The sequence below is a fragment of the Oligella urethralis DSM 7531 genome (assembly GCF_000372065.1).
In the GTDB taxonomy this organism is placed as follows: domain Bacteria; phylum Pseudomonadota; class Gammaproteobacteria; order Burkholderiales; family Burkholderiaceae_B; genus Oligella; species Oligella urethralis.
Window position 1 is genome coordinate 45,135 of the sequence record NZ_AQVB01000011.1, and the last position, 23,851, is coordinate 68,985.

19 protein-coding genes are annotated in these 23,851 nt (G+C 47.0%); 8 read left to right on the top strand and 11 right to left on the bottom strand.

What is annotated here, in order from left to right:
• Window positions 1-76 precede the first annotated feature (76 nt).
• Window positions 77-922 carry a tRNA threonylcarbamoyladenosine dehydratase gene (locus A3GA_RS0107410; RefSeq protein ID WP_026156872.1) on the top strand — a complete coding sequence of 282 codons (846 nt, stop codon included), beginning with the start codon at window positions 77-79 and terminating at the stop codon, window positions 920-922.
• Here the strand turns inward: A3GA_RS0107410 and A3GA_RS0107415 are convergent.
• On the bottom strand, window positions 913-1,611 hold the full coding sequence (locus tag A3GA_RS0107415) for an SIR2 family NAD-dependent protein deacylase (protein WP_018026765.1): 699 nt from the start codon (window positions 1,609-1,611) through the stop codon (window positions 913-915). The genes A3GA_RS0107410 and A3GA_RS0107415 overlap by 10 nt on opposite strands.
• Window positions 1,612-1,629: 18 nt before the next feature.
• Window positions 1,630-7,365 (bottom strand): excinuclease ABC subunit UvrA, encoded by a 5,736-nt coding sequence (uvrA, locus tag A3GA_RS0107420; RefSeq protein ID WP_018026766.1) that lies wholly within the window; start codon window positions 7,363-7,365, stop codon window positions 1,630-1,632.
• Between the two features lie 290 nt (window positions 7,366-7,655).
• On the opposite strand from uvrA, the gene A3GA_RS12270 reads away from it, so the two are divergent.
• Both A3GA_RS12270 and A3GA_RS0107430 read left to right on the top strand, forming a co-directional pair.
• Window positions 7,656-7,796, top strand: a complete 141-nt coding sequence (locus A3GA_RS12270) for a hypothetical protein (RefSeq protein WP_018026767.1) — start codon at window positions 7,656-7,658, stop codon at window positions 7,794-7,796.
• Between the two features lie 272 nt (window positions 7,797-8,068).
• Window positions 8,069-8,992, top strand: coding sequence for a glycosyltransferase family 2 protein (locus A3GA_RS0107430; protein WP_018026768.1), 924 nt, complete (start codon window positions 8,069-8,071; stop codon window positions 8,990-8,992).
• 51 nt (window positions 8,993-9,043) lie between these two features.
• Here the strand turns inward: A3GA_RS0107430 and A3GA_RS0107435 are convergent, their stop codons facing one another.
• Window positions 9,044-9,604: a hypothetical protein gene (locus tag A3GA_RS0107435; RefSeq protein WP_018026769.1), complete on the bottom strand. Its 561-nt coding sequence runs from the start codon at window positions 9,602-9,604 to the stop codon at window positions 9,044-9,046.
• Between the two features lie 188 nt (window positions 9,605-9,792).
• Between A3GA_RS0107435 and ettA the strand changes: the two genes are divergently transcribed.
• Window positions 9,793-11,466: an energy-dependent translational throttle protein EttA gene (ettA, locus tag A3GA_RS0107440; RefSeq protein WP_026156873.1), complete on the top strand. Its 1,674-nt coding sequence runs from the start codon at window positions 9,793-9,795 to the stop codon at window positions 11,464-11,466.
• Between the two features lie 243 nt (window positions 11,467-11,709).
• Window positions 11,710-11,919: a glycine zipper 2TM domain-containing protein gene (locus tag A3GA_RS0107450; RefSeq protein ID WP_018026772.1), complete on the top strand. Its 210-nt coding sequence runs from the start codon at window positions 11,710-11,712 to the stop codon at window positions 11,917-11,919.
• A gap of 67 nt (window positions 11,920-11,986) precedes the next feature.
• Here A3GA_RS0107450 and minE read toward each other — a convergent pair whose 3' ends face one another.
• The 7 genes from minE to A3GA_RS0107485 all read right to left on the bottom strand — a co-directional run bounded on the left by minE (window position 11,987) and on the right by A3GA_RS0107485 (window position 18,423).
• On the bottom strand, window positions 11,987-12,271 hold the full coding sequence (gene minE, locus A3GA_RS0107455) for a cell division topological specificity factor MinE (RefSeq protein WP_018026773.1): 285 nt from the start codon (window positions 12,269-12,271) through the stop codon (window positions 11,987-11,989).
• 3 nt (window positions 12,272-12,274) lie between these two features.
• Window positions 12,275-13,090 (bottom strand): septum site-determining protein MinD, encoded by an 816-nt coding sequence (gene minD / locus A3GA_RS0107460; protein ID WP_018026774.1) that lies wholly within the window; start codon window positions 13,088-13,090, stop codon window positions 12,275-12,277.
• Window positions 13,091-13,198: 108 nt separating this feature from the next.
• Entirely contained in the window at window positions 13,199-13,972 is a 774-nt protein-coding gene (gene minC, locus A3GA_RS0107465) for a septum site-determining protein MinC (protein WP_018026775.1), read from the bottom strand.
• 28 nt (window positions 13,973-14,000) lie between these two features.
• Window positions 14,001-15,752 carry a glutamine--tRNA ligase/YqeY domain fusion protein gene (locus tag A3GA_RS0107470; RefSeq protein WP_018026776.1) on the bottom strand — a complete coding sequence of 584 codons (1,752 nt, stop codon included), beginning with the start codon at window positions 15,750-15,752 and terminating at the stop codon, window positions 14,001-14,003.
• A 171-nt stretch (window positions 15,753-15,923) separates the two neighbouring features.
• Window positions 15,924-16,631 carry a hypothetical protein gene (locus tag A3GA_RS0107475; protein ID WP_018026777.1) on the bottom strand — a complete coding sequence of 236 codons (708 nt, stop codon included), beginning with the start codon at window positions 16,629-16,631 and terminating at the stop codon, window positions 15,924-15,926.
• Window positions 16,632-16,672: 41 nt separating this feature from the next.
• Entirely contained in the window at window positions 16,673-17,374 is a 702-nt protein-coding gene (murU, locus tag A3GA_RS0107480) for an N-acetylmuramate alpha-1-phosphate uridylyltransferase MurU (RefSeq protein ID WP_026156874.1), read from the bottom strand.
• A complete protein-coding gene (locus A3GA_RS0107485) occupies window positions 17,374-18,423 on the bottom strand; it encodes an aminoglycoside phosphotransferase family protein (RefSeq protein WP_018026779.1) in 1,050 nt (349 codons plus the stop codon). The genes murU and A3GA_RS0107485 overlap by 1 nt, the downstream gene beginning before the upstream one ends.
• 181 nt (window positions 18,424-18,604) lie before the next feature.
• Between A3GA_RS0107485 and A3GA_RS0107490 the strand changes: the two genes are divergently transcribed.
• From A3GA_RS0107490 to rsmA, 3 genes are read left to right on the top strand one after another with little or no spacing between them, the layout of a single operon-like run.
• On the top strand, window positions 18,605-21,022 hold the full coding sequence (locus A3GA_RS0107490; protein WP_115342722.1) for an LPS-assembly protein LptD: 2,418 nt from the start codon (window positions 18,605-18,607) through the stop codon (window positions 21,020-21,022).
• Window positions 21,023-22,513 carry a peptidylprolyl isomerase gene (locus A3GA_RS0107495; protein WP_018026781.1) on the top strand — a complete coding sequence of 497 codons (1,491 nt, stop codon included), beginning with the start codon at window positions 21,023-21,025 and terminating at the stop codon, window positions 22,511-22,513.
• A gap of 24 nt (window positions 22,514-22,537) precedes the next feature.
• Complete coding sequence (gene rsmA, locus A3GA_RS0107500) at window positions 22,538-23,341, top strand: 16S rRNA (adenine(1518)-N(6)/adenine(1519)-N(6))-dimethyltransferase RsmA (RefSeq protein ID WP_018026782.1); 804 nt, start codon at window positions 22,538-22,540, stop codon at window positions 23,339-23,341.
• Between the two features lie 64 nt (window positions 23,342-23,405).
• Here rsmA and gloA read toward each other — a convergent pair whose 3' ends face one another.
• A complete protein-coding gene (gloA, locus tag A3GA_RS0107505; protein WP_018026783.1) occupies window positions 23,406-23,819 on the bottom strand; it encodes a lactoylglutathione lyase in 414 nt (137 codons plus the stop codon).
• Window positions 23,820-23,851 lie beyond the last annotated feature (32 nt).

Sequence of the window (23,851 nt, forward strand, 5' to 3'; positions counted from 1 at the left end):
AACTTAATAGAAAAGTTAAAATGCTTAGTTTAGATTTTAGTATAACATTAGCCTTGTTTATCAGCGTGATGGACTGATGTTTCACAGGGTGATTAGGAGAGCGATTTTGTCCCTATATGATTATGATCTAGCGCGTCGTTTTGGCGGTTTAAAGCGTTTATATGGTGAGTCAGCATTAGATATTATAGGCGCCAAATCGGTGATGGTGGTCGGTCTCGGGGGCGTTGGTTCTTGGGCTGCCGAGGCTTTAGCTCGTAGTGCGGTGGGTCGTTTAGTGTTGGTGGATTTGGATGTGGTGGCCGAGTCTAATATTAATCGCCAAATTCATGCACTTAGCAGTACCTTAGGTAAAAATAAAATTGAGGCCATGGCTGAGCGGCTTGATGAGATTAATCCCGAGCTGCAATTGCTGTTGATTGATGAGTTTATTGAGCCGGCTAATGCCCATCAGCTGATTGCTGAGGCGAGGGTGGATGCGGTGTTGGATTGTGCCGACCAGGTACAGGCCAAAATTGCCATGACCTTGGTGTGTAGGGAGTTAGGTATTTATCATATGATGTGTGGTGGGGCCGGCGGCAAGCAAAATAGTTTAGCCTTAAATTTCTCCGATCTGAGTCGAGCCCGCAATGATGCCTTATTAGCTAAAGTTCGTCAGCAATTGCGTAAGCATCATGGTTTTGCCAGGGGCAGTGATAGCCACGGGCGAGCACTTAAAAAGCTACCCGCCATGGGGGTACCATGCTTATGGATCGATGAACCGGCCCTGATGCCATGGCAAACTACCGAGGGTAGCGCAGCGGGGGCACGACATGCTCAGGCGCCTCAGGGCTTGGCTTGTGCAGGCTATGGTTCATGCGTGACAGTCACGGCCGCCATGGGTTTAGCGGCGGCCAATCAGCTATTAAGGCATTTTTATGCTTGATGCTGTTTTCGTAGCCGTGCTGCTAACTGGCGCATGCCTTCAGAGGCGCCGCATTGGTAGAAGTTATCCGGGTGGCAAAACTGATTTTCTAAGCCCTTATCAATCACATAGAGTTCACAATGCGGAGGGATAAAGTCGATTAAACCAGCGGCTGGATAGACTTTCATGGAGGTACCGATGACCAGTAGTAGATCGGCGCTTGAGGCAATTTCCGCCGCTTCTTGCATGGCGGGTACCATTTCCCCAAACCATACAATATGCGGGCGTAATTGCACGCCACGCTCGTCCACATCACCGAGGTGTAAATCGTCCAGCCACTCGATAATACCTGATTCTTCTGAATCGACTGGCCGCACTTTACGCAGCTCACCGTGTAAATGCAGCACCTTGCTAGAGCCGGCACGCTCATGTAGGTCATCAACATTTTGCGTGATCACCTGCACATCAAAAATATCCTCCAAGTCGGCGAGGATTTTGTGAGCTGCATTTGGTTCTACGGTGTTGAGCTGCGCACGGCGTAAATTATAAAAACGCATCACCAGCTCAGGATCGCGATTGAAGGCATCAATGGTAGCCACATCCTCAACCCGATGTTCTTCCCAGAGACCGTCGGAATCTCTAAAGGTTTTTAAACCACTTTCAGCAGAAATCCCAGCACCTGATAAAACAACTAATTTCTTTTTTGACATTCATCCATCCCCTAAAATTTAATCATTTCTTTGCATGAAATCTTTAAGTGCTTGACCGGTGTGTGAGCGTTGATGTAATTTAATCAGCGTTTCTGGGGTGCCGGCCGCCACTAAGCGACCACCTTCGGTACCACCCTCTGGTCCTAAATCTAAAATCCAATCGGCTTCGGCCATAATATCTAAATTATGCTCAATGATGACGACTGTATTGCCTGCATCCACCAATCGATGAATGACTTGGATTAATTTTTTAACATCTGCCATGGATAAACCGACACTGGGTTCATCCAGCACATAAAGCGTATGTGGTGCCGAGGAGGCGCGACCACTCTTATGAATCCCCTCATCGAGTCTGGCCTTTAGTAATTCGCTCACTAGTTTGAGCCGTTGCGCTTCACCGCCAGAGAGGGTAGGCGAGGGCTGACCGAGGGTCAAATAGCCTAAACCCACATCCTGCAGTAGCTTTAAACCGCGATGGATTTTAGGGTGTGCCGTAAAGAAATCAATCACCTCATCGACTTCTAACTTTAAAATATCCCCGATATTTTTATCTCGCACTTTAACGGCCAAGGTTTCAGGATTAAAGCGCTCACCACCGCAGAGCTCACATGTTAGTTTAACATCTGGCAAAAAGCTCATTTCAATGGTGCGCATACCTTGTCCTTCACAGGCTGGGCAGCGACCCTCCCCGGTATTGAAGGAAAAACGTGAGGCATTCCAACCGTGTAATTTTGCTAGACGTGTTTCGGCAAATAAGCGTCGCACATCATCCCAAATGCCAATATAGGTTGCTGGGGTAGAACGAGGTGTTTTGCCAATGGGGGTTTGATCCACTTCAAGAATGCGTTCTAGCTTTTCCCAGCCGATAATTTCATCGCAGCCATGGTAGCTCGTGGTTGGCTCTTTTTGAGCAAGCTTTGTACGTAGATTCTGTAGTAACACATTGCGTGCTAGGGTTGATTTACCGGAACCGGATACCCCCGTTATCACACTGAGACGACCGATGGGAATTGCCGCATCAACGCCCTGTAAATTATGCAGGGTGGCATTTTTGATCTGCACCATGGGATGATCCTCTGGCACCTCACGTCGTGGTTGCATGGGGTGTTGCATCGGATGGCGTAAGAATTCACCTGTGAGTGAATGGGCTGCGTTTAAAATGTCCTCATAACTACCTTGAGCAATCACACGACCGCCACGGGTACCGGCACCTGGGCCCATATCAATAATATGCTGTGCCCGTTTAATGGTATCTTCATCATGCTCGACCACCACCAGGGTATTGCCATTACCTTCTAGATGAGTGAGCGCATTTAAAAGAATCTGATTGTCGCGTGGGTGCAGACCGATAGTTGGTTCATCCAGAACATAGCAGACCCCCTGTAGATTCGATCCTAGTTGTGCTGCTAGGCGAATACGCTGTGCTTCACCGCCGGATAAGGTGGGTGCAGCGCGATCAAGGCTGAGGTAATTTAATCCCACATTGCGCATGAATCGCAGACGACTGCGAATTTCCTGCAGCACGTCACGGGAAATTTGCTCTTCGCGCGCAGTCAGTTTGAGCGCTAAAAAGAATTCCTCTAGCGCCTCTACCGAAAGCTCACTGAGTTTATGAATGGGTAGCTTTTGCCAAAGAATATTACGCGCCACCTCATTGAGACGTGCCCCATGACAACTTGGGCAAACGCTATCCTCAGCTTCTGCTTCACGATTGAGCCAAGCCGTTTCTTCACCGCTTAACTCCTCATTAAAGCCTTTTAATTTTAAACCAGTACCGTAGCATGTCTCGCACCAACCATGTTTGGAATTATAGGAGAAAAGTCGCGGATCCGGTTCCGGGAAGCTGCGGGCGCAAGACGGGCAGGCACGTTTAATGGAAAAATGCTTTTGACTAAGATGTTCTGGCGTTAAGGGTTGCGCCGAGTCAAGCTCAAATAAAATACTTAATTGACCTTGACCATGGTGTAGTGCCGTATTGATGGCCTCACGTAGCTCCACTTCGTTTGCCGGATCCACTGTAATATCCAATACCGGGAGTTCAATCGTATGTTCTTTATTGCGATCCAGCCGTGGCCAAGGATTGACAGGAATAAATTCATTATCCACGCGCAGATGGGTGTAGCCTTTATTGTCCGCCCATTTAGCCAAATCCGTGTAATAACCCTTGCGTGCGGTAATCAGTGGCGCCATGATGCCGATACGTTGAGCCCGATGATGGCTCATGATATGGGCCATGATTTGTTCTGGGCTTTGAGGTTCCACCGGCACCTGACAACAAGGGCAATATTGTGTACCTAGTTTGACGTACAAAAGCCTTAAGAAATGATGAATTTCTGTCATGGTGCCGACGGTGGATTTATAACCACCGCGACTGGTTCTTTGTTCAATGGCTACCGTGGGCGCAATGCCGTAGATGGCATCGACCTCAGGTTGACCTGCCGGCTGTACAATTGAGCGGGCATAGGCATTTAGTGATTCCAGATAGCGGCGTTGACCCTCTTGGAACAGAATATCAAAAGCCAAGGTAGATTTACCGGAGCCAGATACCCCAGTGATCACGGTAAATTTATCGCGTGGGATAGTCACATCAATCCCTTTAAGATTGTGCTCGCGGGCATTCAGAATCTCAATGGCATGCTGGTTTTTTACGCGTTGGTGTACTTGACTATTTTCTTGATAAGCACGGCGCATACCAGGTTTGGAGGTAGTCACTGCGGCGTCTGTGAGTTCATGCTTTGGCTTGTTGCTTAGCGTTGTTAGTGAGTGCTTAGTGGTGTCAGCGCTGTGAACAATTTCCGCCTCATAGGCCGCCAGGGCCTGACCGGTATAGGATTCAGGCATGGTTTTGAGGGTCTCCGGTGTGCCTTGGGCCACGATGCGACCACCCTGTTCGCCCGCGCCCGGACCTAAGTCAATGACCCAGTCAGCAGCGCGTATTAAGTCCAAATTATGTTCGATAATAATTAATGAATGCCCAGCTGCCAACAGCTTTCTAAAGGCATGCATTAAACGTGCCACATCATCAAAGTGCAAGCCAGTGGTGGGCTCATCAAAGAGGAAAAGCGAGCCTTTTAGCGCGAGTTGCTTAGCGCGACTGCGACTACGGCTGCGCGCTGCCTCCGCCAAGTGTCCGGCTAATTTTAGGCGTTGCGCTTCACCCCCTGATAAAGTCGGTACTGGTTGCCCCAGTTTGACATACTCTAAACCCACATCAATTAAAGGTTGTAAGGCATTTTGTACATCTCTTAAGCCTTTAAAAAAGTTTAAGGCTTGGTGCACCGTCATTGCCAAGACCTCATCAATGGAGGCGGATTGACCTAAATGCTCAACCCGCACCTCACAGATCTCATCTCTAAAGCGCTTGCCATGGCAATCCGGACAGCGTAAATAAACATCCGACAGGAATTGCATTTCAATATGTTCAAAACCGGTGCCTTTACAGGTAGGGCAACGACCGTCACCACTATTGAAGCTGAAGGTACCGGCTTTATAACCCCGCTCAAGACTCAGCGGGGCATTGGCAAAGAGCTTACGAATGGCATCAAAGGCGCCAACATAGCTGGCTGGGTTGGAACGGGCCGTTTTACCGATGGGGCTTTGATCGACCATCACCACCGAGGCGATTTGTTCCGCACCTAAGAGATGACGGTATTCGCCCGGCGCTTCTGTGGGTTGAGCAAAATGCTTTAATAGGGCGGGGTAGAGTACATCCTGAATCAGGGTCGATTTGCCGGAACCGGATACGCCGGTGACACAGACTAAACGCCCTAAAGGAAAGGATACATCGATATTATCCAAATTATTGGCCTTAACGCCCTCAAGCAGCAGTCGTGGTGTATTGGCACTGACCTTCATGGCTAAGGGCGATTCCACTCGCAGTACATCACCTAAATACTTACCGGTAATGGTGTCGGCCTGACGTAATTGCGCCGGCGTGCCGTCAAATACGATTTCACCACCGCGCTCACCTGGCCCCGGACCAATTTCCAGGATACGATCGGCCGCCACCATGACTTGGGGATCATGCTCAACCACGACTAAGGTATTACCAACATCGCGCAGGCGCTGCATGACTTCCACAATTCGACTCATATCGTGGGGGTGTAGACCGATCGAAGGCTCATCTAAGACAAAGAGGGTATTGACCAAGGAGGTGCCAAGCGCAGTCGTCAGATTAATACGCTGCACCTCACCCCCAGAAAGGGTCCGACTTTGGCGATCTAAGGATAAATAATCCAGGCCAACATCACACAGATATTGCAGTCGATGCCGTATTTCTTGCAGCACCAAATCACTCGCTTTATTGACTTCTTTATCAAAATACGAGCTATGAAAATAATCTCTTAAATGACCGATGGGCAATTGCATGAGATCATGAATTGCTAGACCAGGTAGCTGTGCTAGGGTTTCGTCAGACCAGCTGGCGCCGACTGGCATAAAACGCTTATAACGGCCTTCGGCATAATCATCTTGTTGGCCGTCGCCTAAACGCCATAAATTGGCCTCTGCTTTTAGGCGCGAGCCGTGACAAACCGGGCAGGGGGTGTAGCTTCTGAATTTGGATAACAGTATACGCACATGCATGCGATAGGACTTCGTCTCTAACCAGTCAAAAAAGCGCTGTATGCCGTACCATTGATGATCCCATGCGTTACGCTTGCCGCTCCATTCGGGGTCGCCTTCGATGACCCATTGCTTTTCAGCGGCATTTAACTCACGCCAAGGGACGTCGGTACGAATGCCCACGTGCTTGGCGTATTTCATCAGATCATCTTGCTGCTCTTTAAAACTAGGTGTCTGCCAAGGTCGAACCGCACCCTCGGCCAAGCTCAGACTTTCATCGGGTATTACGAGCCCGTAATCAATGCCCATGCTGCGACCAAAGCCGCGACAATGCTCACAGGCACCGATAGGCGAGTTAAAAGAGAAGGTACTTGCGAGCGGCTTATGGTAGGAAATATCACAGTGGGCGCAATGTAAATGCTGACTAAAAGGCCACACGAGTTGATCGCCACTATCCGTTTCTGCAAACACACGGCAAAAGCCTTGGCCATGCGTTAAGGCATGCTCCAAAGCCTCACTCACACGCTCACTTTCCGCTTTGGAAAAGCGGAATCGATCCTGTATCACATATTGTTTTTTCATTACTTGCAGCTTAGTTTTTTTACTTTTCTTATCGCTCACTTCACGAGTCACTTCCTCCTCGCTGTGAATGCGTGTATAACCTTGCTGCTCTAAAAAGCGCTTGACCTCCTCTGCGCTGAAATTGCTTGGCACTACAATAGGGAAGGTCACATACAGTCTAGGATCGCCATGTGCTTGGCTGAGTTCAGCTAGTTGTGCCTGGATTGATTGAATGGTGTCTTGCTGCACGGGGGCGGCACATTGGCGACAAAATAATTTCGCTGCATGCGCATACAGTAATTTAATATGATCATTAAGCTCTGTCATGGTCCCAACCGAACTGCGGGAGGTGCGTACTGGATTGGTCTGATCAATGGCAATGGCTGGCAAGATGCCCTCAATACGCTTTACCTGAGGCTTGTCCATCCGGTCTAAGAACTGACGCGCATAGGGTGAGAAAGTCTCTACGTATTTGCGTTGCCCCTCGGCATAGAGCGTATCAAAGGCTAAGGAACTTTTGCCAGAACCCGATACCCCCGTCAGCACGGTAATCTCGCCGGTCTTTATACTGAGATCAAGGTTCTTAAGATTATTTTGTTGAGCACCGAAAATACGAATGTGTGATGACATATGCTAATTAACTCACTATGCCCGTAGGGCTGATGGCCTATGGCGAAGATAGAATGCTGTGGGTATACGACTTAAACAGATGGCGGCAAATTACCGCTTTTCAAGCGACTTTACTGTGTAAACGATGGCTTCTATTATCGCCCGTAATATAGCCTAAAGACGACATTTTAAAGTTAGCTGCATAAAAACATAGGCTTAGCTAGCGTATCAGCAGAAAATATGCTAAGATTATCGATTACCAAAGTTTTTAGCAGTTTCATATTTTAATTAGTTTTTAATCAGAGGCAGTCATGGCAGAAATTAAACGTACGCGCCGTAACACGTTAGAGCGTCGTTGCATCAGCAAAGAGTTGAAGCGTTTATATTCAACTTCGCCAAAAGGCGTTTGGAAGATGTTAGAAAAAGTCAGCCAAGCGAATAAGCTTAAGTAGTACTTTTTAGCTTGGGTATACCTAGCTTATCAGTTTAGCTTTTAGGCATTAGTTTCTAAGTAGCTTAGAAATCAAGCCTAAGCGGTATTCAAGCAGGCATGGCCACCGTTCTTTCACGGTGGCTTTTTAGTTTTTACTCACATAGGATCGTTGATGCTAAAGCATCGTATCGCTAGCAGGCATGAAATGTTTTGTAAACAATCGTGCTATCTTGCGATGTGAATTAGGGTTACACTACCTTTTAGTTTAGCTTTTTCTAAGATCATCTTATTATGAATCAATACGGTTTTACCGTGCTCACGCCGACCTATAATCGGGCTGACACCTTGCCACGCGTGTATGAATCACTCAAAGCCCAAGATTTTGGGGATTTTGAGTGGCTAGTGATCGATGATGGTTCAACCGACAATACCGCCGACTTAGTCTTAGCCTGGGCAAATGAAGGTATTATTCCCATTCGCTACGCCTGGCAACCAAATCAACATAAAAAAACTGCATTTAATCACGGGGTCTCGATTGCACAAGGCGAGTTAATTGTTGCCCTAGATTCGGACGATACGCTCTTGCCAAATGCCTTATCGTCGATGTGGGAGACGTGGCATCGTATTCCGGCCATTAAGCGTGCAGGCTTTATTGCCGTGACCGGGCTTTGTCAGCGACCGGATGGTTCAATTGTTGGTGATAAGTTCTTTCGTGATGAGGTCGATATGAGCTCTATCGATATGTACTTTAAGCACCATCCTCGGGGTGAGAAGTTCGGCTGTCTCAATACTGAGATTTTGCGCTGCTTTCCCTTTCCTGAGGCGTATGATGGCTTTGTGCCTGAGAGTATTGTTTGGCGTGAAATAGCGCGTGCTGGTTATTTAACACGTTTTGTTAACGATGTTTATCGAGTGTATTATGACTCTGGCGATTCGCTCAGCCGACAAGGCGCCAGCAACGCTTCTCAGCATGCCTTGGGTTTGTTGCTGCTAGCCCATGATACGGTTGAAAAAAGCATTGCTTGGTTTTTTAAAAATCCACTCGAGTTTTTTAAAGCGGCTGTGCGCTATACCCGTTTTCGATTGCACCTTAAGGCCAAGGGGATTGCACGACCGGAGGCAACACGATTGCGCAACCCAGCCGCTTGCGTATTGGTGGCCTTAGGCTATCCGCTTGGTTTGGCCCTTTTTTTAAGAGATAAAGCGCTACCTTAAAAGCAAATGCCTCCGCTTCCTTTGAGCTACTCGGAGGCCTTTTACTATAGCTTAGTGCTCACTATCTTTATGAGAAGAGGGTAGGCGCTGCTGCTCAACCCAATCCTCATCATTATCATCGCTGTCCCAATCCTCGGTATCGAGCCAGTCGTCAATATCATCCACTTCACGTAGGCTAAAAGGCACTAGCTCCTCGATTTCATCGGCCGTGGTAACCAGCTCGAACTCATCATTAATCAAAATAAAGCGCTCGGCAAATTGTCCCTCATCCGCATTAAACATAATGCTAAATAATAGACGGCACTCGTAGACCTGGCTGCTGATATCCTCTAAGCCACCAGCACTACCGATAATCGTTGAATCGGCACCGCCTAGCAGTAGAAATTGACCTTCGTCTTCATCCTTGACCGCATGAGGCTCTTCGACCTCATCTGCATCAGCGGCTTGTTGTGGGCTAGCATTGGCGTCAAGGACCTGTGCAAAAATGGCCACTTCAACGCCCTCATCGGTGATGTTTTTTTCACAAAGCACACATTTACCGGTCCAGGCGCTTAAGGCATCGGCCGTTTTGGCTAAAATTTCGAGTTCTTCGTCTGTAAATACTTTTTTCATGATAAATTTGCTTGATTTATATACACTGAATCAAAACAATCGATCTTAATCTATGTCATGGTGCTTAGGCATCAGTCATAGCTATTTTCTAAACAATAAGTTGATAAATGGCGGTGGTTACAACAGTTTATCCCGCTTTTGATTACAATTAGCCTGTTTCTTACATCTTATTTTACTACTGATTATTTATGGCTCAATTCGTTTATACAATGAACCGTGTGGGCAAAATTGTCCCACCCAAGCGTCAAATTCTTAGAGATATTTCCCTATCCTTTTTCCCCGGTGCCAAAATCGGTGTGCTCGGTCTTAATGGCTCGGGTAAATCGACTTTATTAAAAATTATGGCTGGGGTGGATAAAGAAATCGAGGGTGAGGCCATTCCGATGCCCGGCATCAGCATTGGCTATTTACCGCAAGAGCCACAGCTTAATCCGGAGCATACGGTGCGGCAAGCGGTTGAAGAGGGCTTGGGTGAGGTCTTTGCGGCGCGTAAGCGCTTAGATGAAGTATATGCCGAATATGCTGAACCAGATGCTGATTTTGACGCCTTAGCTGCCGAGCAGGCAGAGTTGGAAGCGATTATTGCTGCTGCCGCCACTGGTGGTAGTGATGATATTGAACATCAGTTGGAAATTGCTGCTGATGCTTTACGTTTACCGCCGTGGGACGCCAAGGTTGAGCATTTATCCGGGGGTGAGAAGCGTCGTGTCGCCTTGTGTCGTTTACTTTTATCTAAGCCGGATATGCTGTTGCTTGATGAACCGACCAACCATTTGGATGCCGAAAGTGTGGAGTGGTTAGAGATTTTCTTGCAAAAGTTCCGCGGTACCGTGGTTGCTGTGACTCACGACCGTTACTTTTTAGATAATGCTGCCGAATGGATTCTAGAATTAGACCGCGGCCACGGTATTCCTTGGAAGGGCAATTATTCTTCTTGGTTAGAGCAAAAGGAAAATCGCTTAAAGCAGGAAGAGGCTGCAGAGAGTGCTCGTCAACGCACCATCAGTCGTGAGTTGGAGTGGGTGCGACAAAATCCTAAAGCGCGTCAGGCCAAGTCTAAAGCCCGTCTAGCACGTTTTGAGGAGCTTTCATCGCATGAGTATCAACGCCGCAATGAAACCCAGGAAATCTTTATCCCTGTGGCTGAGCGTTTAGGTCAGGAAGTGATCGAATTTGTGAATGTTACGAAGTCCTTTGGTGATCGGGTCTTAATTGATGATTTAAGCTTCCGGGTGCCGGCTGGTGCCATTGTCGGTATTATCGGTCCGAACGGCGCCGGTAAATCGACCTTATTTCGTATGATTGCGGGTCAAGAACAGCCCGATAGCGGTGAGGTGAAGCTAGGGCAAACGGTAAATCTAGCCTATGTGGATCAATCACGGGCTAGTTTAGACGATAAAAAAACGGTTTTTGATGTGATTGCTGATGGTCAAGATGTACTCACCGTAGGCCGTTTTGAAATGCCTGCGCGTGCTTATTTGGGTCGTTTTAACTTTAAAGGCTCCGATCAAAGCAAAATCACTGGTGAGTTGTCAGGCGGTGAACGCGGTCGATTGCATTTAGCTAAAACCTTAATTAGTGGTGGTAATGTCTTGTTGCTTGATGAACCGTCTAACGATTTAGATGTAGAGACATTACGTGCACTTGAGGATGCCTTATTGGAGTTTGCCGGTACGGTGATGGTGATTAGTCATGACCGCTGGTTCTTAGACCGTATTGCAACCCATATTCTTGCTTTTGAAGGTGATTCGCAGGTTTATTTCTTTGAGGGTAACTATCAGGAATACGAAGAGGATAAGAAGCGTCGTCTTGGCGAGGAAGCTGCTCAGCCTAAACGCATTCGCTATAAATCCTTAAAATAAAATTTTAAATTTATTATTTAGTAACAGGAACTTAAAAAGACTAGTTAAGGTAATATCTAATTTATAATGCTTTTCAAATGGATACATTTAAATAAGTATTCCAATAGCATTTGCGATTGATATAGGTTATGTTAGTAGTGCTGAGTGCGTGGTGGATTTTATTAGTTTACAACGCATACCAGTTTTAAGTTCCTCAGTTAAACCTGCCATTGACTGAGTTTTTAAAGCAAAATGAGGTGAATTATGAAAACTACAATCGGCAAGTATTTTGTGTTGGTGGCCCTAGTGGGTAGTTTAACTGCGTGCCAAAACCTGTCTACGCGTGATAAGAGTACGATCGCCGGTGCAGCTATCGGTGGTGGTGCGGGTGCCTTGATGACGGGTGGTAGTGCCTTAGGTACTGTGGGTGGTGCAGCAGTGGGCGGCGTCATTGGTAACCAGGTCGGTAAGTAATTAATACTTTCAGGCAAAAAAACCGAAGATACACTCTTCGGTTTTTTATTGGGCGCGTGAGATTAATTTAGGCCTTTTTTGCTTCTTTGGCAGCATTAATCTCTTCTTGGCTCATTTCAATCTTGACTTCAAGTACCTCTAAGCTGTCTTGCTTGTCGAGCGATACCTTAATATCGTCAGGATTGACTTTAACGTATTTGGAAATCACCTCAATCAGCTCTTTTTGTAGCTCAGGCAAGAAGTCAGGACCGTCATTGGCATCGCGTACTAAAACAAAGCTGATACGCTCCTTAGCAATTTTGGCTGAGTCGGACTTTTTTCTTTCACCTAATAGTAATTTAAGTAAAGACATGAACTACTTCCCTCCGAAAATACGTTTGAGTAAACCCGTCTTTTCGGGGGTAGTGAAGCGCATCGGTTTATCAGCGCCTAAATAGCGATCAACCACATCCTCATAGGCTTGAGCAACCTTGCTGTCTTTCAGGTGAATCACTGGTGAGCCCGTATTGGATGCTTGTATAACATCGTCAGACTCAGGAATCACACCGATTAAGCCGATGCGTAAGATATCCTCAATGTCTTGAATTGAAAGCATATCACCCTCTTCAACGCGCTTAGGATTGTAGCGCGTAACGACTAAATACTCTTTAATCGGTTCTTCTGAGTTAACAGCACGCTTGGATTTTGAAGATAAAATACCCAAGATACGATCTGAGTCACGTACCGATGAAACCTCTGGGTTAGTCACAACTAAGGCATCATCCGCATAATAGGCAGCCATCAGAGCACCTGTCTCAATACCAGCAGGGGAGTCACATACAATATACTCAAAACCCATGGCTTTAAGATCGTCTAGTACCTTGCCCACCCCCTCAACGGTCAGTGCGTCTTTATCGCGTGTTTGCGAGGCTGGCAAAATATAGAGATTATCAAGTTGCTTATCCTTAATGAGTGCTTGGTTTAGAGTTGCTTCCTCACTAATCACATTAATAAAGTCATAAACCACGCGACGCTCACAACCCATAATCAAGTCCAGGTTACGTAAACCCACATCAAAGTCGATAACCGCTGTTTTGTGACCGCGCATCGCCAGGCCAGCAGCAAAGCTAGCGCTAGTGGTGGTTTTGCCGACGCCACCCTTGCCGGAAGTTACAACAATAATACGTGCCATAGAGATTCCTATTGTTAAAAATTTGGATACTATCTTAACCCAAAATTAAAGCGGCTGTATACGCTTCAATGCTCCTGTAAAACATTGTTGCATATAGCTTTTTTGTTTTTAATTGAAGTCCTCACCGGAATGAAAGAGGAGGGACTCATGCTCCAGCTCGATAATGGCTGCTTTTTTATGAGTCTCTGGTGAGAAATCCTCATCAATCAGTCGATAAATACCGGCAATAGCGACTAATTCGGCATCCAAGTGTGAGGTGAAAATACGTGCGGCGGTATTACCGCGTGCACCAGCAATCGCACGACCGCGTAGTGGTCCATAAACGTGGATATTACCATCGGCAATAATCTCGGCGCCGGGACTAACCGCACCAATCACAATCAAGTCCGCATTGCGTGCATAAACGCGTTGGCCAGAACGTAATTGACGTTTTAACACCATGGTCGGTTTGCTAGCCTCAGTCGGTGCTTCCTCGCGTGCAGGCAGGTCCTGGACAGACGTGGTGGTTGCTGTGGATTCTAATACCACCGCTTCGGTCGTTGGACTGGGCTCCGGCGCTTCACGGTTAGGTAGATTATCAACATCAATAATGTACAAACCGCGCCCCTCGGCTTGCTCTAGCAGCTCACCCTGGGCACTGACACCAATCACTGGAAGATTTTTCTTGTTAAGAAAATCTAGCAGTTCAGCCCAAGCTAAAGGCGCTTCAATCTCATTGACATCAATAATTAAAGGCTCATTTAAAAATAAACTGCCGGTTTTATCTAATCTATCCTCCAAGGCCGCTTTAATTTGCTCAATATCATTGCTTTGCAAAATTAAACGTAGGGTATAAATAAAGCCACCCTTTAATTGCAAAACCGGTGCTGTTTGATTACTCACGCTAATGCCTATTTAAAATAAATAAAATTTAAACCCAGTTATCACGTAGCGTCGTACTACGATTAATCACTGTTTTGTCTTGCGCTTCGCCATCGACATAGAAATAACCTAAGCGCTCAAACTGCCAACGTGCGCCCGGGGTGATGGTCGTGCCCGGCTCAATAAAGCCAGTGACGGTTTTGACAGAATCGGGGTTAATAAACTCGAGAAAGTCTTGACCGCCCGCATCTGGATTTTCTACCGTAAATAAACGGTCGTAAAGCTTGACCTCAACCTCGTCGGCATGCGGCACACTGACCCAAGTAATGGTGCCTTTGACCTTGACACTAGCGGCACCAGGGGTACCACTCTTGGTGTCAGGTAGATACTCGGCGTAGACCTCAATCACATTACCATCTTCATCCTGTTTGAAGCCGGTACACTTGACGATATAGGCGTATTTTAAACGCACTAAATTATCCGGGAAAAGGCGGAAGTACTTTTTAGGTGGGTTTTCCATAAAGTCTTCGCGCTCAATCCATAGCTCGCGGCTAAATGGAAACTCACGCAAACCTTGCTCAGGATTATGTGGGTGCTTAGGCGCTTGGCAGAGCTCGGATTGACCCTCAGGGTAGTTAGTAATAATTAACCTAATCGGATCTAATACGGCCACCGCGCGGTCAACCTTGGGATCCAAGTCATCACGCAGGGCCTGTTCGAGAATATTGTAATCAATGCGGGAATCTGCTTTAGATACCCCGATACGCTCACAGAATAAACGAATCGCTTCCGGCGTGTAGCCGCGACGGCGTAAGCCCATAATCGTCGGCATACGTGGATCGTCCCAGCCCTCAACAAAATGATCGTCCACTAAGCGCTTTAAACGGCGCTTACTGGTAACCACATGATTTAAGTTTAAACGGGCAAATTCGTACTGATGAGGGCGTTGCTCTGGCAGATGCCCTAGGGCAATTAATTTGTCAATGACCCAGTCATAAAAGGGTCGCTGATCCTCAAACTCAAGTGTACAAATACTATGCGTAATCATTTCAAGCGCATCCTCCAAGGGATGAGCAAAGGTGTACATCGGATAAATTGGCCAATCCATGCCGGTACGATGATGTGCCTCATGGCGGATTCGGTAAATCACCGGATCACGCATATTGATATTAGGCGATTTCATATCAACCTTGGCGCGTAAACAAAGACTGCCATTAGGGTGCTTGCCTGCACGCATCTCTCGGAAGAGTGTCAAAGACTCCTCAACCGGACGGTTGCGCCATGGTGAGTCCACCCCGGGCGCAGTCAAGGTACCGCGATTTTCACGAATTTGTTCAGGGCTTTGCTCATCCACATAGGCATCACCGCTTTCGATTAAGGCAAGCGCAAACTCATAGAAAAACTGGAAGTAATCACTGGCAAAGTATAAATGCTCAGTGCCGTCGTAGTTCCAATCAAAACCTAGCCACTTGACCGTATCAATAATGCTGTCAACGTAAGCTTGCTCTTCTTTTTCGGGATTAGTATCGTCAAAGCGTAGATGACATTCACCGCCATAGTCGCGCGCTAAACCAAAGTTTAGACAAATACTTTTGGCATGACCGATATGTAAGTAGCCATTAGGCTCGGGTGGAAAGCGCGTACGAATGCGGGCAGAGTCTCTTGGTGCGTCTTGTTGCACCGATAAGGGGCCTGGTCTGCCTGCCCAACGCTTATTTTGGAACTTATTTGCGCTCAGATCATTTTCAATAATGGTGCGCAGAAAATTAGAAACAGGTACGTCTGAATTAGATGCACTCATAGGTGATAAATAATGAATAATTAAATTTAAATAATACTCTCCATTGTGCCATATTCGACACCGGGATAAGCCTATTTAAGACAGTGGAAAGTAAATATCAACAACTCAAGCCGTGGCTTAGGCTCAGGGCTGGGCTCAGTCTTAGCAGCACCAGCCAGCGTCATCGCATGATTAGTTCACGTTAAAGGTACGGCGACCTAAGACCTCGCCACTAGCGGCGTTTTTAACGGTAAAGGTAACGACGGTAGCGGTTAGCGTACGTTGTGCTTCATCATACTCAAGTTCACCGCTTAACTGCGTCATGGTTTCCACGGTGGCATGAACAGCTGGGGGGCTGGTACGGCCTAGGCGACCATTACGGTAGCGTCCCTCAATATTGCTCTCAATCGTGACCTCAATGTCGTCTGCTTGATCCTCTCTTTTCATGAGCAGTAGGTCGTAGTGTAATTTGCCTAATTCAGCCTTTAAATTAGCGTGTCTTAAGCCGACCGGGGTGGCGTTAGGATCCTGCGGAATGGCTCGTCTTAAGAGCTCAATTTCTTGCTTTAATTGAGAGATTTTTGCTTCCGCTTCTTGATGCTGTGTTAATAAACGACTGTTTTCAGTTTCGGTTTGTTGTAGGTTTTGGCTGAGCTCTTCGCCACGGGCCTGTAAGGCGTATTGCTCTTGGTTTAGCTGAATAATTTGTTGATTAAGCTGGTGTGACTCCTCGACCGTGATGCGAGTAGCGCCGTAATTGGTTTGTAAAAACCAATAACCGCCCGCACCGATAATAACGCCGGTAAATAAAATCACTAACCAACGTGGCATGCCCCGTTTGCGACGGCGACCAGTTTCGTAGACGGAGGGTTTAAAGGCTCGATTTGAGGATCTGAACATAAAAATTCCTATTAACTGCTAAATTCCTTAATGAATGGGGCTTATTTGCATAATTGATTGTTTAGTGCTTCAAGGCGCTCAGGTGTTCCCACATCTACCCACTGACCTCGATAATGCTGTCCCACCACTTGATCACTAAGCATCGCATGCTTAAGCAGGGGGGCTAAAGGTGCTTTTTGACCACTCGTAAGCCCTTTAAAAAGGCTTGGGTGATAGACCCCAATACCCGCAAAGGTAAGGCTGTCACTGGGAGCGCTTAAGTTGTTGCGAGGGTGTACTCTGCCATTGCTGTTTAAAATAAAGTCACCCTGCGGATTATGCGCTGGATTATCAACCAATAGCAACCAGGCTTGGGCCGCACCCTGATCAATGGCGTTAACATGATTCATCGCCTCGATAGGGTTCCAATCGCACCAAACATCGCCATTAATCACTAAAAAAGCATAATCACCTAATAGCGGTAGCGCTTTTGTGATGCCGCCTGCGGTTTCCAAGGCCTCATCACCCTCAGGCGAGTATACGATGCTGACGCCGTAGCGTGAGCCATCACCCAAATAGCTCTCAATCTGTGAGCCTAACCAAGCATGGTTAATCACAATATCAGTAATACCGGCCGCTTGTAAACGCTCGATATGATGCACGATAAGCGGCTTATTGCCAACCTCAAGTAAGGGTTTCGGGGTGTGGTCGGTGAGCGGGCGCATCCGTTCACCACGGCCGGCCGCTAGGATCATCGCTTGGATCAAAAGGTGTACCTCGCTTCAACAGTGATATTTTCCAGACGATCAAGAATGCGCGCAATAATTGCAAACTCATGATAACGATTAGCTACTTGGCGAATATAAGCAAGCACCCGGGGGATATGCTCCAAATACTGCTGTTTATGATCGCGTATGGCGAGGCGGGCAAACACACCTAAAATGCGAAGATTGCGTTGTAAGCTCATGGCCTCATATTGACGATAGAAATCGCCAAAATCCTCGGGCACCGGTAGCCCGGCTGCTCGCGCCTTTTCCCAATAGCGAATGGCCCAGTCTAACTGTTGCGGCTCATCCCAGGTAGTGCGTGCATCCATCACCAGGGAGGCTAGGTCATAAGACAAGGGGCCATATAGCGCATCTTGGAAATCAATAATGGCGGGATTCCTAGCCTCCTGCTCTGGTGATATTAGCATCAGATTAGGGGAGTGGAAGTCACGGTGTACAAAAACCTGTGGTTCCTGTGCGTTAAAGGCAGCGAGCGCATCCAAGGTCGGGTAGAGGCGTTGCTTTTCAAGGTCTGTCAGCTGATTCTGACAATGCTTTTCGACATACCATTCCTCGAAGATATTCATCTCCTCACGTAGGCGTGGTGCATCATAGGGTGGTAGATGAGCTGCAGGCGTTTGTTGCATCTGTACGAGTGCATCTAAGGCCTCACGATAGATGCCTTGTAGTGTTGCATCATCTAGGCCAGCTTGTACTGCTTGATAATACGTAGTTTGTCCCAGGTCTGAGAGTAATAAAAAACCGGCTTGCTGTTCCTGTTCCAAGATTTTGGGAACGGTTAAACCCTGTTGTTCCAGTAGCTGATCAATGGCGACAAACACTGCACAGTTTTCATGCGGGGGCGGCGCATCCATAATAATCAGCGTCGTTTGTTGGGCGGTGCTGTAAATACGGTAGTAACTTCTAAAGCTGGCATCCGAAGAAGCCGCTTCCAAGGTATCAAAGTCGAATTGATACTTTGCTGTCAGTGCAGATAGCCATTGATTTAATTGCTTTGAACGTTCGGCTGTGATTGTTAAGGCCATAAACAATAAATAAATTTAATAGGGACAGAATTTAATGTAACTGAATGACTTGCTATAAAATATAGCGTTTACATCGTTAAAATATCAATAATTTTAGAACATACTAAGCCCTTATGTCTTTTAAGCTGGCTTAGTTTTACTTTTAGTTGCAGCAGGTTTTTGCATTTCCCAATCGGAATACATGGTGTTTAGAAGCAGTGCTTTAGTTCTTATCGTTTTAGTCGCAATGGGTGGAGCCCAGGCCCAAAGCCCTGGTTTGCGGGTGCCGCTGCTGGAATCGCCGATGTTAGGTGAGAATAAGGCAGGGCAAGATGATATTGTCACCATCACCGATAGTAAAACGGTTGATGTGGTTGATGATACCAATCAACTGATTCTGCAGGGGGGCGCACAGGTCAGGCGTGCTGATGTGATTTTAAAGGGCGATCGTATTACATACGAACGTGAGCTCGGCCGAATCCGCTCCGAGGGGCATGCCCGCCTTTTACAAGAGGGTAATTTATTTACCGGAGAGGAAATCGAGTACAACGTCAATACAGAGAGCGGTGAGTTTCTGGGCCCGATCTATTCCTTTGCCGATGGTAGCTCCGGTCGTGCTGATTTTGCTGATATGTTGGATCGTAATCATCTGCGTTTATTTAATGCGACCTTTGCCTCATGCCCTTGCCCTGACCCTTCTTGGTATTTAGCTGCCGAGCGTGTTGATATTTACGATGATGAAAATGAGGGTATTGCTCGCAATGCTAAAGTCTATGTGGGTGATATACCGGTTTTTTGGTCGCCGTATTTTACCTTTCCATTACGTCAGGAAAAGAAAACGGGTTTTTTAACCCCGACTTTTTCCTATTCTTCACGTAGTGGTGCTGACATTATTGCGCCGTATTTTATTAACTTAGCCCCTAATTACGATGCTACTTTGACGCCGCGTTGGTTATCTAAGCGGGGACTGATGCTGGGCGGTGAGTTCCGCTATTTGCAGCCGACCTATTCGGGTCAATTGACTGCGGCTTATCTACCTCGGGATAAGCATTTCAATAATCAGAAGCGTTGGACTTACGGTATTACGCATCGTCATCAACTGGGCAGCTTATTCGGTTTTAACTTTGGTTTTAATTTGAATTGGAATAAGGCTTCAGACGGTAACTATTTCCGAGATTTAGATGATTTGGAAGTTACGGAAGCCGATCGTACCTACTTAAATCAAAGTGCTACCTTAACGTTTTCTGGGCATCAGTACTGGAGCGGTTTTTTGCGTTGGCAGCAGTATCAGGGTTTGCATGATCTGAACTTAAATAGTGAGACCCCGGGTGCGGGTGTTTATCGTCAATATGAGCGTAAGCCTGAGCTATTAATTCGCGGTGCGCGCTATGATTGGGGTGGTTTTGACCTGAGCACGGTTAATACACTGACACGGTTTGAGTTTCCTAAGTTTCCGGCCGAGTTAAATGGTGCACATTTCTATTGGCCCAAAAATCGCGGTCATTCTAGGTATGATGGGACGCGTTTAAGCTCATACTCTACTGTCAGTTATCCTATTGTGCGACCGGGTTGGTATATTACCCCCAAGTTAGGCTTGCATTTTTCCCATTATGAAACGGACTGGTATAGGGATTTGCCCAACGGTGGTTTTTGGCCACAAAGTGGTCGTGGGGTAGCGCGTGATCGTGCTCAAAGTCGTACCTTGCCGATTTTTAGTGTAGACTCTGGCATGACCTTTGAGCGTGAAACCACGTTTTTTGGCAAGCCCTCAAGACAAACCTTGGAGCCTAGACTTTACTACTTATATATACCATTTAGAGATCAGTCGGGTATCCCGGTTTATGATACGTCGGTCAGTCAGTTTGGCTTTGGTACTGCCTTTACTGAAAATCGCTATAGCGGCGGCTGGGATAGAATTAATAATGCCAATCGACTGACCTTAGGATTGACTACGCGGTGGTTGGATGCAAATAGTGGGCTTGAGCGCTTGGCTTTGCAGGTAGCCCAAAGTTTTTCTTTTGAACCTCAAAAAGTCACACTTTCTAATAATGAGCAATTAGCTAATAACCGTTCCGAGTTTTTGGCTTCCCTAAGTGCTCGTCTTACGGATAAGCTAAATACTGAAGCAGCGCTACAATATGATCCTTATGAAAAGAAAATTGCTCAGTCAAGCGTTTCGCTGCGCTGGAACCCAAAGCGTTTGACCTCTTTGAGTTTATCGTACCGCTATCAGCGTGATCCTTTATTGAATGAAAGTGGTGGGATCTATTCCTATCAATTGCCTTCCAAAGAAAATTTGATTGTTGCCGGTCAATGGCCGATCACAGCAAAAGTGAATGCGGTTGGGCGTTTTGATTATTCATTTAAAGAAAGACGTTCTACTCAGAGCGTTGCCGGCATCGAATATCGTAGTAATTGTTGTTGGTCGGCGCGGGTATTATTCCAAAGATATGCAGTTGCACAAGAAAAAACGAATTCACGAGTGTTTTTCCAGTTAGAATTAAATGGTTTAGGTGCCTTAGGCTCAGATCCTATGAAAACGATTCGAGATAGCATTCCAGGATACGAATCGACAGAGGTGCCGGTACCGGTACGTTCTACATTTGAAAGGTATGAATAAATGCGTAAACAAGTTACATTACGACAATTGGCATTAAAAGCCTTGCCTTTAATGCTTTTGGCCTTGCCAATGACATTGGTCCAAGCTCAAACAAAGGGGGCTCGAGCCGCTCAACAGGGGCAATTTGCTGATGGTATTGCTGCGATTGTCGGCACCGAGGTTATAACCATGCGTCAGTTACAGGAGCGTATGGCGGCTAATCGTGTAGCAGGTAATGATCGTCGCGCTCAAGATCAGGTGTTACAAGGCATGATCGATGAGTTACTGGTTGAGGATGAGGCACAACGCTTGGGTTTACAAATCAGTGATGGTCGCATGCAACAGGTGATTGCTGAGATTGCCGCTAATAACAATATGACGCCTGAACAGTTACGTGAGGCAGCCCGTCAACATGGTATTGACTGGACTACCTATGTTGAGGGTTTACGTAACCAGGTCTTATTGGATGAGGTACGCGGTCAAATTTTAATGTCCCGTATTCATGTGACGCCAGCGGATGTGGAGGCCTATATTAAGCAAAATCCGACTGGTGTGTCACCTAATTATCGCCCGCAAGTGATTCAACCTGAAGCGCCACCGCCGGAAAAACGCATTGTCGTAGAGCAGAGCTTTGAACCCAAAGCCATTGCTTTCCAGCATATTTATATTCGGGTGCCCGATAACTCCTCAGAAGAGGTAGTTGAGGCGGCACGTAAACGCGCCAATGAGGCCTTACAAAAAATTCGTGGTGGCACAAGCTTTGAGGCGGTAGCCCGCGAGTACTCCAATGCACCTGAGGCAGCAGAAGGTGGTAATTTAGGGATTCGTTTATTTGAAGATTGGCCTAAATTATTCGTGGACCAGACACGTAATGTTCGAGATGGTCGCGTCTCAGGTGTCTTCCGTGCCCCAAATGGTTTCCATATTCTGAAGGTGGTTGAGCGTCGTGGTTTAATTCATGAGCGCCAACGTGAAGTCGTGGTACAAGCCCCTCGACCAGCTCCTATTGTGGTTCATGATCCACGGGTGCAGGCAGCACAGCAAGAGGGTCCGGTCGAAGTGACTGATTCACATGTGCGCCATATTCTGATTCGTCGCACTCCGATTATGACGGATGAGCAAGCGCATGAGCGCATTCTTCAAGTACAGCAAGCGATTCAGGGTGGTATGAGTTTCTCCGAAGCGGCAGAAAAGTACTCTGACGATTCCTCAGCACCAATTGGTGGGGATATTGGTTGGATCACACCAGGTCAAGCCGATCCAGCCTTTGAGAAGGCGGCCGATAGCTTACAAATCGGTCAAATCAGTGAGCCAGTACGTAGTTCATTTGGCTGGCATTTGATTGAGGTGATGGAGCGACGCACGGAGGACAAGCAAGCCTCTATCCGTAAGTCCTTGGCTAATGAGGCGATTTTTGAGGAGCGTGCGGCCGCCGTATTAGAAGATTGGATTGAGCAGCTCAGAGGTCGCACCTTTATTGATAATCGTCTTGAGCAAAAGCGTAACCGCTAGTTTTTGATCTATAGGTAGAGTGCATTGGCGCATCAAGCTCGTAAACGTTTCGGTCAGCATTTTTTAGTTGATGAGTATATTATCAACGCCATTGTGAATGCCATTGCTCCTCGTGAGGATGATCTGATGGTGGAAATCGGTCCTGGTCAATTGGCCATGACCGAGCCATTGTTAGCGCGACTAAAGCAACTCACGGTGATTGAGATTGACCGCGACTTAGTGCAGCGTTTAGCCAGGCGCTACCCCGCAGAGCGTTTGCGCGTGATTGAGAGTGATGTACTAAAAGTCGATCTCAAAGCGCTCTTTGCTGAGCGTATAAGCGCATCGGCTAGGAAGCTGCGCGTGGTGGGTAATCTTCCTTACAATATTTCCACGCCGATTTTATTTCATTTGATGGAATATGTGGATTTGATTGAGGATCAGCATTTTATGCTGCAAAAAGAGGTGGTGCAGCGCATGATTGCTGAACCAGGCACTAAGGACTACGGTCGGCTTTCTGTGATGCTGCAACAACGTTATGCCATGGAGGGGCTCTTTGATGTGGGTCCCGAGGCCTTTGATCCTCCACCACGGGTTGATTCTGCTATTGTGCGCATGATCCCATTAGCTGAGGATAGACTACAGCCAAAAAACTATCAGCTATTTGCTGAGATTGTAGCCCAAGCTTTCGGTCAGCGACGCAAGATGATTCGACGTAGTCTAGCTCAATGGCGCTTGGATTTTGCGGCTTTGGGGATTGAAGCGACGGCCAGAGCTGAGGATCTTAGTTTGCAGCAGTTTATTGCCTTAGCGGATGCCGTGGATAGTGCAGGTGTAGGACAAAATTAAGTTCCTCCCGAGCGAGCGCTAACGCTTGTCCGGGAGGGTGAGTGTTGGGCGCTAAGGCTCTGTTCTACCGTAGGCCCGTGCCGGGGGCGTTCATATCCTTTCTTTCGATAAATTCGATTTTATAACCATCGGGGTCCTCAACAAAGGCAATCACGGTTTCACCGCCCAGTACGGGACCGGCTTCACGCGTGACTTTACCACCCGCGGCTTTGACCTTGGCACAGGCTTCATAGGCATCTGGCACACCAATGGCAATATGACCATAGGCCGTACCCATCTCGTACTCCTCAACCCCGTAGTTATAGGTTAATTCGATTTCAGCTTGTTCGGGGTTGGAGGCGTAACCGAGAAAAGCAAGCTTATACTTATATTCGGGGTTATCGGAAGTACGTAATAAGCTCATGCCTAAGACCTTGGTATAAAAGTCAATGGATCGCTCCAAATTACCTACGCGTAACATGGTATGTAGTATTAACATGAAAACTCCTTATGAATTGGTTAAGCTTAGCA

Excerpts from the sequence above, each read along its gene's own strand:
- A3GA_RS0107450 (WP_018026772.1), top strand. The coding sequence starts at position 11,710 with ATGAAAACTACAATCGGCAAGTATTTTGTGTTGGTGGCCCTAGTGGGT.
- minD (WP_018026774.1), bottom strand. The coding sequence starts at position 13,090 with ATGGCACGTATTATTGTTGTAACTTCCGGCAAGGGTGGCGTCGGCAAA.
- A3GA_RS0107470 (WP_018026776.1), bottom strand. The coding sequence starts at position 15,752 with ATGAGTGCATCTAATTCAGACGTACCTGTTTCTAATTTTCTGCGCACC.
- minE (WP_018026773.1), bottom strand. The coding sequence starts at position 12,271 with ATGTCTTTACTTAAATTACTATTAGGTGAAAGAAAAAAGTCCGACTCA.
- A3GA_RS12270 (WP_018026767.1), top strand. The coding sequence starts at position 7,656 with ATGGCAGAAATTAAACGTACGCGCCGTAACACGTTAGAGCGTCGTTGC.
- A3GA_RS0107410 (WP_026156872.1), top strand. The coding sequence starts at position 77 with ATGTTTCACAGGGTGATTAGGAGAGCGATTTTGTCCCTATATGATTAT.
- A3GA_RS0107430 (WP_018026768.1), top strand. The coding sequence starts at position 8,069 with ATGAATCAATACGGTTTTACCGTGCTCACGCCGACCTATAATCGGGCT.
- uvrA (WP_018026766.1), bottom strand. The coding sequence starts at position 7,365 with ATGTCATCACACATTCGTATTTTCGGTGCTCAACAAAATAATCTTAAG.
- A3GA_RS0107435 (WP_018026769.1), bottom strand. The coding sequence starts at position 9,604 with ATGAAAAAAGTATTTACAGACGAAGAACTCGAAATTTTAGCCAAAACG.
- A3GA_RS0107490 (WP_115342722.1), top strand. The coding sequence starts at position 18,605 with ATGGTGTTTAGAAGCAGTGCTTTAGTTCTTATCGTTTTAGTCGCAATG.
- A3GA_RS0107495 (WP_018026781.1), top strand. The coding sequence starts at position 21,023 with ATGCGTAAACAAGTTACATTACGACAATTGGCATTAAAAGCCTTGCCT.
- A3GA_RS0107485 (WP_018026779.1), bottom strand. The coding sequence starts at position 18,423 with ATGGCCTTAACAATCACAGCCGAACGTTCAAAGCAATTAAATCAATGG.
- gloA (WP_018026783.1), bottom strand. The coding sequence starts at position 23,819 with ATGTTAATACTACATACCATGTTACGCGTAGGTAATTTGGAGCGATCC.
- ettA (WP_026156873.1), top strand. The coding sequence starts at position 9,793 with ATGGCTCAATTCGTTTATACAATGAACCGTGTGGGCAAAATTGTCCCA.
- A3GA_RS0107475 (WP_018026777.1), bottom strand. The coding sequence starts at position 16,631 with ATGTTCAGATCCTCAAATCGAGCCTTTAAACCCTCCGTCTACGAAACT.
- A3GA_RS0107415 (WP_018026765.1), bottom strand. The coding sequence starts at position 1,611 with ATGTCAAAAAAGAAATTAGTTGTTTTATCAGGTGCTGGGATTTCTGCT.